Origin of the sequence: Nesterenkonia sp. NBAIMH1 (genome assembly GCF_007922635.1) — a bacterium.
GTDB classification, from domain to species: Bacteria; Actinomycetota; Actinomycetes; order Actinomycetales; family Micrococcaceae; genus Nesterenkonia; species Nesterenkonia pannonica.
This window is the reverse complement of record NZ_CP042335.1, coordinates 2,579,032-2,591,542: the sequence shown is the minus strand read 5'-3', so window position 1 is coordinate 2,591,542 and position 12,511 is coordinate 2,579,032. Positions and strand designations below refer to the sequence as shown.

The 12,511-nt window shown below is 64.7% G+C and carries 10 protein-coding genes; 6 read left to right on the top strand and 4 right to left on the bottom strand.

The window, feature by feature from the left end; all coding sequences use genetic code 11:
- The first annotated feature begins 4 nt into the window (after positions 1-4).
- The 6 genes from lipA to FS388_RS12445 all read left to right on the top strand — a co-directional run bounded on the left by lipA (position 5) and on the right by FS388_RS12445 (position 6,700).
- On the top strand, positions 5-985 hold the full coding sequence (lipA, locus tag FS388_RS12470) for a lipoyl synthase (RefSeq protein WP_146342029.1): 981 nt from the start codon (positions 5-7) through the stop codon (positions 983-985).
- A gap of 49 nt (positions 986-1,034) precedes the next feature.
- Positions 1,035-1,841, top strand: a complete 807-nt coding sequence (locus FS388_RS12465; RefSeq protein WP_146341701.1) for a DUF4191 domain-containing protein — start codon at positions 1,035-1,037, stop codon at positions 1,839-1,841.
- 188 nt (positions 1,842-2,029) lie between these two features.
- The gene (rpsD, locus tag FS388_RS12460) at positions 2,030-2,662 is read left to right on the top strand and encodes a 30S ribosomal protein S4 (protein ID WP_146341700.1); all 633 of its coding nucleotides are present in this window, start codon (positions 2,030-2,032) and stop codon (positions 2,660-2,662) included.
- A gap of 105 nt (positions 2,663-2,767) precedes the next feature.
- On the top strand, positions 2,768-5,464 hold the full coding sequence (gene alaS / locus FS388_RS12455; RefSeq protein WP_146341699.1) for an alanine--tRNA ligase: 2,697 nt from the start codon (positions 2,768-2,770) through the stop codon (positions 5,462-5,464).
- A complete protein-coding gene (gene ruvX, locus FS388_RS12450; protein ID WP_146341698.1) occupies positions 5,461-5,919 on the top strand; it encodes a Holliday junction resolvase RuvX in 459 nt (152 codons plus the stop codon). Before alaS ends, ruvX begins: the two co-directional genes overlap by 4 nt.
- Positions 5,920-5,959: 40 nt before the next feature.
- Entirely contained in the window at positions 5,960-6,700 is a 741-nt protein-coding gene (locus tag FS388_RS12445) for a hypothetical protein (protein ID WP_146341697.1), read from the top strand.
- Here FS388_RS12445 and FS388_RS12440 read toward each other — a convergent pair.
- Genes FS388_RS12440 through yajC form a run of 4 tightly spaced genes read right to left on the bottom strand, consistent with a single transcriptional unit; the run spans position 6,664 to position 12,497 of the window.
- Positions 6,664-8,964 carry a bifunctional (p)ppGpp synthetase/guanosine-3',5'-bis(diphosphate) 3'-pyrophosphohydrolase gene (locus tag FS388_RS12440; RefSeq protein ID WP_146341696.1) on the bottom strand — a complete coding sequence of 767 codons (2,301 nt, stop codon included), beginning with the start codon at positions 8,962-8,964 and terminating at the stop codon, positions 6,664-6,666. The two genes, FS388_RS12445 and FS388_RS12440, sit on opposite strands and share 37 nt — an antisense overlap.
- A gap of 22 nt (positions 8,965-8,986) precedes the next feature.
- Positions 8,987-10,180: a protein translocase subunit SecF gene (secF, locus tag FS388_RS12435; RefSeq protein WP_146341695.1), complete on the bottom strand. Its 1,194-nt coding sequence runs from the start codon at positions 10,178-10,180 to the stop codon at positions 8,987-8,989.
- Positions 10,180-12,120 carry a protein translocase subunit SecD gene (gene secD / locus FS388_RS12430; protein ID WP_146341694.1) on the bottom strand — a complete coding sequence of 647 codons (1,941 nt, stop codon included), beginning with the start codon at positions 12,118-12,120 and terminating at the stop codon, positions 10,180-10,182. Before secD ends, secF begins: the two co-directional genes overlap by 1 nt.
- The gene (gene yajC / locus FS388_RS12425; RefSeq protein WP_146341693.1) at positions 12,120-12,497 is read right to left on the bottom strand and encodes a preprotein translocase subunit YajC; all 378 of its coding nucleotides are present in this window, start codon (positions 12,495-12,497) and stop codon (positions 12,120-12,122) included. The genes secD and yajC overlap by 1 nt, the downstream gene beginning before the upstream one ends.
- Positions 12,498-12,511: the final 14 nt, after the last annotated feature.

Here is a 12,511-nt window from a genome sequence, read left to right as displayed (position 1 = left end):
ACGCATGCTTCGCGTCGAGGCCAAGAACGCCGCGGTTCCGGTGGAGCGCAAACCGGAGTGGATGCGGACCAAGGTCAAGATGGGCCCGGAGTTCGCCGCCATGAAGAAGCGCGTCGGCGGGTCCGGGCTGCACACCGTGTGCGAAGAAGCAGGGTGTCCCAATATCTTCGAGTGCTGGGAGGATCGTGAAGCGACCTTCCTCATCGGAGGATCAGCCTGCACACGACGCTGCGACTTCTGCGAGATCGACACCGGCCGGCCCGCGGCGCTCGATGAGATGGAGCCGCTCCAGGTGGCACGATCGGTCGCCGAAATGCAGCTCCGGTACGCGACGGTGACGGGGGTGGCCCGGGACGACCTCGCCGACGAGGGAGTCTGGCTCTACGCCGAAACGATCCGCAAGATACACGAGCTCAACCCCGGCACCGGCGTGGAGATCCTCATCCCTGACTTCTCCGGCAAGGAGGAGAACATCGCAGGCATCTGCGAGGCCAAGCCAGAGGTCTTCGCGCACAACGTCGAAACTGTTCCGCGCATCTTCCGACGCATCCGTCCGGCGTTCCGCTACGAGAGGTCTCTCGACGTCCTCACCCAGGGCCAGCGCCACGGCATGATCACCAAGTCCAACCTCATACTCGGCATGGGTGAAACGCGAGAAGAGATATCCGAGGCGCTGCGCGATCTGCACGACGCGGGCTGCGACCTGCTGACCATCACCCAGTACCTGCGCCCGACGCCCCGCCACCTTCCCGTGGACCGGTGGGTCAAGCCCCAAGAGTTCATGGAGATCTCCCAGGAGGCCGAAGAGATCGGCTTCCTCGGCGTGATGTCCGGCCCCCTTGTCCGTTCGTCCTACCGCGCCGGCTCGCTCTGGGCGAAGGCGATGCAGAGAAAGGGCTTCGACATCCCTGCGGAGCTTGCCCACATTGAGCCCTCCGGCCAGACCAAGCAGGAAGCCTCCACACTCGTCGCCGCAGGCTTCTGACCGATCCGCAGACGCACAGGCACGGCGATCCGGTACCCTGGAACGCATCATGGCAAAGTCCGAATCCTCCCCCACGCTCACCAAAGAGCAGGCCAAGGCCGAGCTGAAGCAGCTCCGCGCGCAGAACAAGCGGCAGAAGGCCGAGAAGAAGTCGCAGAAGAAGGCCAATAAGGGAAAGAAGAGCGGCCAGGACGGCTTCTTCTCCCGCATCAAGCAGGTCTTCAGCATGACGCGCACCTACGACCCGAACATCGGGTGGTGGATGGCGCTCGCAGCACTGCTGGCTTTCGCCGTCACATTCGTGGTCGCGACCCTGCTGCTCAACTGGATCACAGGCCTCCTGGTCGGCCTCCCCAGCGCCTTGCTGGGCGCCCTCATTGTGATGAACCGACGCGCGGAGAAGGCCGCCTTCGCCCGCATCGAAGGAAGACCAGGCGCTGCTGCAGCAGCCCTGGGCACTCTCCGGCGAGGGTGGATCGTCGAGGAGGAGCCCATCCAGATGGACCCCAAGACACAGGATGCTGTGTTCCGGGTCATCGGCAAGCCAGGCGTCGTTCTCGTCACCGAAGGTCCGGCGGGCCGCGCCCAGAAACTGGGCGAGAAGACTCGCAAACGTCTCAAGCCCGTGCTCCGCAACGAGGTGCCGGTCCATGTCGTGCAGACTGGACGCGGGGACAAGCAGGTTCCGCTGTCCAAGCTGACCAAGCACATCAAGAAGCTGGACAAGAAGCTCACCAAGCACGAAGTGCACGAGGTCGACCGGCGCATGTCCGCTCTCCCCTCGGCTCGGCCGCCGATTCCCAAAGGTGTGGATCCCTACAGAGCGCGACCGGACCGCAAAGCCCTCCGCGGCTAGGTGGTAGAGTAGGCGGCTGTCTGGCAGGCGCGGGCTCAGCCCGTTGTCGTAGTCACCGAGCAATCGGCAGCTCGAGCTCTCCTTCAGGTCGTGAACCTGTTCCGGAGGCCAGGTACCGCGCACATCACTGCTGTGCGCGGCGCAATAAACACAATGCCGTCGCCATTGAGCAGAAAGTTGCATGATCTATGCCTAAGACCCCATTGCGCGCCCGACGGACGGTGAAGGCCTCCCGCGCCCTCGGCGTTGCGCTGACTCCCAAGGCCCAGAAGTACCTCGACCGTCGCCCCTACGGTCCCGGTCAGCACGGCCGTACGCGTCGTCGCACCGACTCGGACTACGCAGTGCGTCTGCGCGAAAAGCAGAAGCTCCGCGCCCAGTACGGCATCCGTGAGTCCCAGATGCTCCGCTACTACGAAGAGGCGAAGCGCCAGTCGGAGGGCCTGACGGGTGAGAACCTGATCGAGCTCCTCGAATCTCGCCTTGACGCTCTCGTGCTCCGCTCGGGCTTCGCTCGCACCATCGCCCAGGCGCGGCAGTTCGTGACCCACCGTCACATCACCGTGAACGGCAAGCGCGTGGACCGGCCCTCATACCGCGTCAAGCCCGGTCAGATCGTGCAGGTCCACGAGCGCTCCGAGAAGTTTGAGCCCTTCCAGGTTGCCGCTGCCGGCGCGCACCAGGAGGTCCTCCCGTCCGTTCCCGGCTACCTGAGCGTGGATATCGAGAAGCTTCAGGCCACCTTGGTCCGCAAGCCTGCACGCGCGGAAGTTCCCGTGACGTGCGAAGAGCAGCTGGTCGTCGAGTACTACGCCCGCTGAGTCCTTTTCATGGCTGAGAGAGCCCGCCGCTGCCTCCGGGCACGGCGGGCTCTCTCATTCCCGCTAAACTTGCACGGCACCGCATTCGAATGAGTTGGAGGACCAGTGAAGTCTGAGGAGATCGCCCGCACCTGGTACGACTACTTCGGTGCCCGGGGGCACGAAAGGGTTCCCTCGGCGTCGTTGGTCTCTCCTGACCCCTCGCTGCTGTTTACGGTGGCCGGCATGGTGCCCTTCATTCCCTACTTCCTCGGTGCGGAGACGCCTCCCTACAGCCGTGCTGTCTCGGTGCAGAAGTGCATCCGCACAGCCGACATCGAAGAGGTGGGCAAGACTGCGCGGCACGGAACCTTCTTCCAGATGTGCGGCAACTTCAGCTTCGGCGACTATTTCAAGGAGAAGGCCATCCCCATGGCCTGGGAGCTGCTGACCGGCTCTCGGGACACGGACGGATCGAGTCCGAGAGGATTCGGCCTCGACCCCGACCGCCTCTGGGTCACCGTCTACCAGGACGATGACGAGGCCTACAGCATCTGGCGGGACGACGTCGGCGTTCCCGAGAACCGGATCCAGAGGTTCGGTCCCGAGGACAACTACTGGAACACCGGGCAGCCGGGTCCAGGCGGGCCATGCTCGGAGGTTTACTACGACCGCGGGCCTGCCTACGGGATCGAAGGCGGCCCCGCAGCGGACGAGACACGCTACGTCGAAATCTGGAACCTCGTCTTCATGCAGGATCGACTCTCGGCAGTGCATTCCAAGTCGGAGTTCGAAGTGGCCGGTCCTCTTCAGAGCAAGAGCATCGACACCGGCCTCGGCCTCGAGCGCCTCGCCATGGTCCTCCAGGGCGTGGAGAACATGTACGAGACGGACCAGGTCCGACCAGTCCTTGACCGTGCCGCCGAGCTGGCCGGCATCACCTATACCTCGACAGAAGACCCTGAGGATCCCAACCACAGCAACGACGTGCGGCTCCGCATGATTGCCGATCACGTCCGGTCCGCTCTGATGCTGATCAGCGACGGGGTCCGGCCCTCCAATGAAGGAGGAGGCTTCATTCTTCGCCGCCTCATCCGACGGGTGATCCTGGCGATGCGCCTCCTCGGGGCAGAAGACTCCACGTTCGGCAGCCTGATCAGCGTGTCCCGCGATGCGATGAAGGGCGTCTACCCTGAGGTCGAGCAGCGCTTCGACACCATCCTTCGCGTCGCCGAGAAGGAGGAGCAGGCCTTTCTCCGTACGCTCTCAGCGGGCACTGCACGCCTGGACTCGGCAGTCGGAAGCGCGAAGGCACAGGGCGGACGCCTCTCTGGCGAGGACGCGTTCGCGCTGCACGACACCTACGGCTTCCCGATCGATCTGACCCTTGAGATGGCCGAAGAAGCCGGCGTTGATGTCGACCAGGACACTTTCCGCGAACTGATGGCGGAGCAGCGGCAGCGCGCGCGGGCAGACGCGAAGGGCAAAAAGTCCGGGCACGCGAACACCGAGGTCTACCGAGAGCTGCTCCGGGACGTGCCGACCCACTTCACGGGGTACACCGAGCACACCACCGAATCGCGCATCCGCGGCCTCGTCGTCGACGGGGCCGAGGCCTCCTCGGCGGGCGCAGGCCAGGAGATCGAGATCGTCCTCGACGCGACGCCCTTCTACGCCGAGGCGGGCGGTCAGGCACCCGACACTGGGCGCATCACCGGCGACGGCTTCATCCTCGAAGTCAGTGACGTCCAGTCCCCTATCAAGGGGCTGTCGGTGCATCGGGCCAGGGTCCTCGAGGGCGAGGTTCCAGCCGGAGCAGAGGCGCTCGGCACCATCGACGTCCGGCGACGCCTTGATGCGCAGAAGGCGCACTCGGCGACCCACCTGATCCACGCGGCACTCCACGATGTTCTCGGACCCGACGCCGTGCAGGCCGGCTCGTTCAACAAGGAGGGCTTCCTCAGGTTCGACTTCACCCACGACGAGGCCCTCTCCCCCGGAGCCCGCCAGGAGCTGGAGGAGATTACGAACTTGGCCGTTCGGGACAACTTCGCCGTGGAGACGAAGACGATGGCGCTGGATGAGGCTGAGGCGATAGGCGCCATGATGCTGTTCGGAGAGAAGTACGGCGACCAGGTGCGGGTGGTCGAGATGAACGGTCCATGGTCGCGAGAGCTCTGCGGGGGAACCCACGTCTCCTCCACCGCTGAGATCGGGACCGTTGCGCTGATGTCGGAAGCGTCCGTGGGATCGGGCAACCGTCGCGTCGAAGCTTTGGTGGGCCTGGATGCCTTCAAGCACTTCGCAGCCGAGCGTACGCTCGTGAGCCAGCTCACCGAGATGCTCAAGGTCCCCGCGGATCAGGTGCCTGACCGCATCGCCTCGACGCTCTCGAAGCTCCGGGAGGCCGAACGTGAGCTTGAACGGCTTCGGGGCGAGCAGCTGCGCGCCGCAGCAGGCCAGCTTGCCGACCAGGCCGTCGATGCTGACGGCGTCTCCGTCGTTGCGCACCATGCCGGGAGCGCCACTGGCGACGACCTCCGCCAACTCGTCATGGACCTGCGTCAGCGCTTCGGATCGCGAGCGGCCGTTGCGGCTGCAGCCGGGGAGTCCAAAGGACGTCCCGTCGTCGTCATCGGGACGACAGAGGCAGCCAGGGAAGAGGGCCTGAGCGCAGGCGATCTGGTCAAGGTAGCCTGCGGTGTGCTGGGCGGCGGAGGCGGCGGCAAGCCCGACCTCGCACAGGGCGGCGGCCAGGACGCCTCCGCCATTCCGGCAGCTCTGGACGCCGTGGTCGCCGCCGTTCGTGCACGCAGCGCATGAGCAGTCCGCCTCGCCCCGGCGTCCGTCTCGCAGTCGACGTGGGCGACGCGCGTGTGGGGCTCGCTGCCTCCGATCCTGATGCACTGGTCGCCACGCCCGTGATGACCCTCCGCAGAGACGCGCGGAGAGGCTCTGACCTGCGCATGCTCGTGAAGATCGCGCAGGAGCGTCGCGCCCGCGTCATCTATGTCGGGCTGCCCCTCTCCCTCTCAGGCCAGGAGACCCCCTCGACGCAGAAGGCGCGCGAGTATGCCGCAGAATTGACCCAGCGCCTCGAAGAGGCCAGTGTCGGCGCGGAGGTGACTCTTGTCGATGAGAGGCTCTCCACGGTGAGCGCGCAGAGCAAGATGCGCGCGGCCGGGGTCGAGGCACGTGACCAGCGGGACAGCATCGACCAAGCAGCGGCGGTCGAGATCCTCACGCATGCCCTGGAGGTTTTCCACAGGCAGCCGTGAGTCCGTTGCTCTCGCAGCCAGGTCGGGAGATGCTGACGCTATGGACGCTGCGCAGAGCCGGACGGATCACTTCTATCGCCCCGGCTCGCCCTTCACGTCAGCCGAGCTTCAGACCCTCGCCTCCGAGGGCGCGCTGAGACCGGTTCTCGCCGACGTATTCGTACGCGCGGCGGTGAGAGGCTCCCGCAGCGTCAGAGCCCAAGCGGCGCACGCGCTGCTCGGACCGAAGATTCGACCACGAGCCACACTCTGCGGCGAAACTGCCGCTTGGGCTCATCTCAGCGGGAGCGCACCGCAGCGCATCAATATCATCGCCCCCGGCGCCACGCCACGGCCGAACCTGAGAGAACCGATACTCTGGCAGGTCCACAGTGTGCCCCTGGAGGAGGAGGAGCAGATGCGACTGGGCGGGGCAGCCTTGACCACACCTGAGCGCACCGCAGAGGACATCTTCCTCGGGATCGGGACGGTGGGCACGCGCAAGCCCGCTGACCGACTCATCACCGTCAACGGATGGCTGCGGGAGGACCTGTGCTTCTGGCCGCAGCGTCCTGGCAAGGACGAGCACGTCTACACGCCCGGAGACGACGAGCAGAATACTCTGAGCCGCCGGCTCGACCTGATCGGCCAGCTTCTCCAAGGCGTCGACGACCTGGAGGCCATGGCTGAGAGGATCGTTGAACGGACCAAACGCTCAGCGAACGGCGAAAAGGGACGCGCCGCACGCATCGCAGAGCTCCTCGATCAGTGTATTTCTCGACGCTTTCCGACAGTTCGGTAGACGTCGTACACGCCGTCGATCCTTCGCACCGAGTTCAGCACGTGGTTGAGGTACCGCGGATCTCCCATCTCAAAGCTGAAGCGGGACACCGCCACACGGTCCTTCGACGTCTGCACAGTGGCCGAGAGAATATTCACGTGCGACTCCGCGAGTATCCGTGTGACATCGGAGAGGAGCGACTTGCGGTCCAGCGCCTCCACCTGAATCTCGACCAGGAAGACCGACGACTTGGTCGGGGCCCACTCGACATCGACGAGCCGCCCCGGCTGTTCGCGAAGCTGGCTGACGTTGCGGCAGTCTGCCCGGTGCACCGAAACTCCCTGACCACGGGTCACGAACCCTTCGATCTCGTCCGGCGGAACGGGTGTGCAGCAGCGGGCCAGCTTGGCCAGCACATTGCCTGCACCCTTGATGACCACTCCGGCATCCGAGTACTCCGTGGGCCGCGGCGCCGGCGACGTGATGGGGGTGGTGTCATGCTCCTCGTCCTCGGCATCCTCTGGGTCGAAGAGGCTGTTGAGGTGCTCGATGACGTTCTGCGTCGACACGTGTTCTTCGCCGACCCCGGCATAGAAGCCCGAAATGTCCGAATAGTGGAGCTCCCCAGCGACTGCTGAGAGGACCTCAGGGTTCATCACCTTCTGCAGGGGCAGGTTCGATTTCCGGATCGCCTTGGTGAGCATCTCCTTGCCGCGCTCGATGGACTCTTCACGGCGCTCCTTGGAGAACCAGTGACGAATCTTGTTCCTCGCGCGAGGCGACTTCACAAACATCAGCCAGTCGTACGAGGGTCCGGCGCCCTCCGCCTTCGAGGTGAAGATCTCCACCCAGTCGCCGTGCTGCAGCTCTGAGTTCAGCGGTACGAGCTTTCCGTTGACTCGAGCGCCGATGGTCTTGTGGCCCACATCCGTGTGAATGCTGTAGGCGAAGTCCACGGGCGTCGCTCCCGCAGGCAGTGAGATGACCTCGCCCTTGGGCGTATAGACGAAGACCTCTTTGGCGTTGATCTCGTAGCGCAGCGAATCCAGGAACTCGTCCGGGTCCTTGGTCTCGGACTGCCAGTCGACCAATGAGCGCAGCCACCCGATGTCAGCTGTGGCCTGCGACTGCTGACGGGCCTCATTGGGGCTGTCTCCGGGGCTGACCGCCGTCCCGCCGTCAGCGCTCAGCGATGCGGGCGCTGCAGTTCCGTCCTCTTTGTACTTCCAGTGCGCCGCCACACCGTACTCGGCGCGCCGGTGCATCTCGTAGGTTCTGATCTGAACCTCAACCGGCTTGCCGGAGGGACCCAGCACTGTCGTATGCAGCGACTGGTACATGTTGAACTTGGGCATCGCGATGTAGTCCTTGAAACGCCCTGGAAGGGGATTCCAACGCGCATGAAGGGCACCCAAGGCCGCATAGCAGTCACGGACCGAGTCCACCAGAACACGGACGCCCATCAGGTCATGGATGTCGTCGAACTCTTTGCCGCGCACGATCATCTTCTGGTAGATCGAGTAGTAGTGCTTCGGCCGTCCCGTGATGGTGGCAGCGATGCTGGCCTCATTGAGGTCATCGGCAATGGTCGCGCGGACCTCGGCGAGGAACTTCTCTCTCTGCGGGGTCCGATCCCCCACCAGACGAACGATCTCCTCATACACCTTGGGGTAGAGGGCAGCGAAGGAGAGATCCTCAAGCTCCCACTTGATGGTGTTGACTCCGAGGCGGTGAGCCAGCGGCGAGAAGATCTCCAGCGTCTCCTTCGCCTTGCGCGCGCTGGACTCCGCGGGCACGTAGCGCCATGTGCGGGCGTTGTGGAGCCGGTCGGCCAGCTTGATCATCAGGACACGTATGTCCTTGGCCATAGCCAGGACCATCTTGCGCACCGTCTCAGCCTGTGCAGCATCCCCGAACTTCAGCTTGTCGAGCTTCGTCACGCCGTCGACGAGCAGCGAAATCTCTTCGCCGAAATCTTTGGTCAGCTGCTCCAGGGAGTACTTGGTGTCTTCGACGGTGTCGTGCAGCAGGGCAGCCGCCAGGGTGGGCCCGTCCAGGCCCAGCTCGGCCAGGATGGTCGCCACCGCCACCGGATGGGTGATGTAAGGATCGCCCGACTTGCGCTTCTGACCCTCGTGATGGTGGTGGGCCACGTCAAAGGCCCGCCGAATGAGGGCAAGATCAGCCTCAGCACTGTTCGCCTTGACCGCGCGCACCAGAGGCTCCAGCAGCGGCGAGTCGTCTGAGTGGGCCAGGGTGCCCACTGACCGGGTAGGTCGCGTCATGATTCGCTTATTCTAAGCGCTTTCATGGCTCTCTACGCTCCCCACCTTGACGTCCGCCTTCAACGTCACGGGCGTCGGCGGCGAACAGCGACTCCCAGTCGGGCACTTCGGCCTCTTCCACGTCGGGGCCTGCCGTCTCTGACTCGGTCTCGGGCAGAGGCGGGAAGGAAACCGGCTGCCCGTCGTCTCCCAGCGGAGTGCCTGATGCTGTGATGGTGCGGATGCCCCCCTGCGCCATTCGCTCATCGCGCATCGACAGGACCATCTGGGTATGCTCGCGAATGCTCGCGTCTCCCCGGCGGATGCGGGCGTACAGCGGAGCCTGGACGAAGATCGTCGCAACGGTGCCCACGATGATGCCGGTGAAGAGCGCCAGCGCGATGTCCTGAAGGGTTCCCGCCCCCAGCAGCCATGCTCCGATGAAGAGAATCGACCCCACGGGCAGCAGCCCGACGACTGAGGTGTTCACAGATCGGACCAGGGTCTGATTGATGGCCAGATTCGTCCGCTCGGTGAACGTCTGGTCCTTCTGATCATGCAGCGGGGTCAGGTTCTCTCTGATCTTGTCGAACACAACCATCGTGTCGTACAGGGCGTAGGAGAGGATCGTCAGAAACCCGATGACTGCGCTCGGGGTGACCTCGAAGCCGGTCGCCGAGTAGATGCCGACCGTCGTGACGACGACGAAGCCCAGCCCCGTGAGGGCTGCCACAGACATCGTCCAGGTTCGGAAGTAGGCCGCCATATAGAGCGCGACCAGCACCAGAAAGACGACCAGTCCGATCATCATCTGCTGAGAGACGTGCTCGCCCCACACTGGACCGACGAATGTCGACGAGACCTGGTCGGCACTGACGCCGTAGCCGTCCTGCAGCGCATCGGCTACCTGGATCGTCTCTGCGTCGTCCAGCTCATCGGTCTGCACCCGCATGGTGCCCGGTGCAATGTTCGTGACCGTCGCGTCCTGGCCGGTGGTATCAGCCACGGCCTCCTCACCGATCCCGGGCTCTGTCTGCTCAGTCTGGGAGATGGTGAACTCGCTGCCCCCCGTGAACTCGATGCCGAGATTGAAGCCGCCGCGGAGAAAGGGGATCGCGATGGAGATAAGGACCAAGGCAGCCGCAATCGCGAACCAGATGTTGGAACGCTGAATGAAGGGGTAGGCCTTCTCCCCCGTGTAGAGCTGGTTGCCGGCCTTGGCAAAACCTGCTGCCATCAGTCGTCCCTCCTTTCCTCGGAGGACGGAGAGGCAGAGGCGCTCAGCACCTGTCCGTCCTCTGTCTCGGCCCGCTCTCGGCGGCGGGCCGCACGCTCACGGGCACGACGACGCTCGGCGATCGTCATCTCGGCCCATTCCTCCTCGCTGTGCTCAGGAACCTCTTGGGCACGATCTGCCGCAGCGGACTCCTGCTCGGGGGTCTGCGCCGGCACCCCTGCTGCCTGGGGATCCGAATACACGACCTGGCTGCGCGAGAAGCGGCCCGCTCCCTTATAGAGCACGTCGACGCCCAGCTCCCGCGCCGAGAGACCGGAGAAGCGCTTCCCCGAGGCGAAGAAGCGTCGTCGCGCAAGAAGCTGCATCAGGGGGTGGGTGAACAGGAAGACGAGGATCACGTCGATGAGGGCCGTGAGACCCAGAGTGAACGCGAAGCCTCGCACATTGCCCACTGCGACGAGGTAGAGAACCACAGCAGCGATGATGTTCACCGCTTTGGACGCGAGAATCGTTCTGCGGGCCCTCTGCCATCCGGATTCGACCGCGCCCGCCAGAGAACGGCCTTCACGGAGCTCATCCTTGACCCGTTCGAAATAGACGACGAAGGAGTCGGCGGTCAGGCCGATGGAGAGAATGAGCCCGGCGATGCCCGCCAAAGAAAGCCGGTATCCGTCCGACCACCCGAGCAGGGAGATGGCCCACCAGGTCAGCGCGCCGACCACGATCAGTGACGGCATGGTCACGGCGAGGGCAAGCGCCCTGTACTGGTACACGGCATATCCCGCCGTCAGCAGAAGACCGATCAGGCCTGCGAGGAGGCCCATCCGCAGCTGGTCGGCTCCCAGCGTCGCAGAGATCTGCTGCTCCGACTCGATCTGGAAGCTCATGGGCAAGGAGCCGTAGCGCAGCTGCTCTGCCAGCCCCCGCGCTTCGTCCTCGGTGAATTCCCCGCTGATCTGCGCGTTGCCGTCGTAGATGGGCGCGTTCATGGAGGGCGCGATGATCACGTGGCCGTCCAGAACAATGCCGAAGTGGTTGCGGTCGCCTTCGAGCCCATAGAGCCTGGAGGACGAATCCGCGAAGAGCTGAGTGCCCTCACTGTCGAAGCTGACGGTGGTGATCCAGTTGTTCTCCTCCAGCCCGAAGTCCGCGTCGGCGATGAACTCGCCCGGGACGTCAACGGGCCCCAGGAGGAATGTCGCACCGGTGTCCGGGTTGCAGGTGATGATGGGTTCCTCATCGGACCAGTCCGCGCGATCATCGAGGGAGATGTCGTCGCTGCACCGGTAGTTCTCGAACTCAGCGGCGAGCTCGGGCGTGACCCAGTTCGGGTCAGATGCATCCGTGGGCTCACCAGTCGGCTCGTCGAAGTCCTCCGGCTGGGCCTGGGCCTCCTCAGCTTCGGCGGCCTCCTCCTCGGCCTGCTGCGTCTGCTGGTCCAGCTGCTCCTGGAGAGCGTCGAACTCGTCGTCGCTCATGTCCTCTTCAGCGGCATCGAGTGTGTCCTGGCGCATCTGCTCCTGCTGCTGCAGTGAGTAGATGGGGTCGTTCCCCTGCTGCAGCACCGGACGGAACTCCATGTCGGCACTGGCCTGGATCAGCTCCCGTGTGGCCTCGTCGGGAGTTCCGGGGAGATTCACGACGATGTTCTCCGAACCCTGAACTGCGATCTCGGCCTCGGCGACGCCCGTGCCGTCCACTCGCTGACGAATGATCTCGACGGCCTGCTCAAGCTGCTCGTCGTCGACCTCCTCGCCCGTCTCCACCTGCGGGGAAAGCACCATCTGCGTGCCGCCCTCGAGATCGAGCGCGAGCAGCGGCGCCCATTGGGCCCGTCCGTCCTGCACTCCGTAGAGGAGCAGACCGCCCATTGTGACGAGGATGATCAGCAGCGCAGTCAGCGCCGCGAGCGCCCGACGCACGGGCTTGGGTGCAGACATCAGTCGCGGGGCCGGGACGTGTCGTCGTCTGTGGAGTCGCCTGACTCGCTCGGCGCCGGCTCGGTGATCTGCTGGACGGCCCCGAGGAGGAAGTCTGCGCGGTTGCCGGAGGAGAACTCAAGAGTGAGCCTCTGGCGCTCCTCATCGCGGTGTACGACAGTGCCGACGAGACCACCGGCGGTGACCACCTCGGCGCCCACTGTGGCCTGCGCGTGCGCCTGCTGCTGCTTATCGCGCATCTTCTTGCCGCGACGGAAGGTGAAGACCATGAACAGGACCAGAAGGCCCAGCATGATCCAGATGAACGGGTCGCCGGCCGCGTTGCCCGCGGGGTCGCCGTTGCCTGCCAAGAGCGTGAGAAGAGGAAGATGATTCACAACGCGCCAGATTA

What these genes read in the sequence shown, in the direction of transcription:
- lipA (WP_146342029.1), top strand. Translation starts at nt 5, where the DNA reads ATGCTTCGCGTCGAGGCCAAGAACGCCGCGGTTCCGGTGGAGCGCAAA.
- FS388_RS12465 (WP_146341701.1), top strand. Translation starts at nt 1,035, where the DNA reads ATGGCAAAGTCCGAATCCTCCCCCACGCTCACCAAAGAGCAGGCCAAG.
- rpsD (WP_146341700.1), top strand. Translation starts at nt 2,030, where the DNA reads ATGCCTAAGACCCCATTGCGCGCCCGACGGACGGTGAAGGCCTCCCGC.
- ruvX (WP_146341698.1), top strand. Translation starts at nt 5,461, where the DNA reads ATGAGCAGTCCGCCTCGCCCCGGCGTCCGTCTCGCAGTCGACGTGGGC.
- FS388_RS12445 (WP_146341697.1), top strand. Translation starts at nt 5,960, where the DNA reads ATGGACGCTGCGCAGAGCCGGACGGATCACTTCTATCGCCCCGGCTCG.
- FS388_RS12440 (WP_146341696.1), bottom strand. Translation starts at nt 8,964, where the DNA reads ATGACGCGACCTACCCGGTCAGTGGGCACCCTGGCCCACTCAGACGAC.
- secF (WP_146341695.1), bottom strand. Translation starts at nt 10,180, where the DNA reads ATGGCAGCAGGTTTTGCCAAGGCCGGCAACCAGCTCTACACGGGGGAG.
- secD (WP_146341694.1), bottom strand. Translation starts at nt 12,120, where the DNA reads ATGTCTGCACCCAAGCCCGTGCGTCGGGCGCTCGCGGCGCTGACTGCG.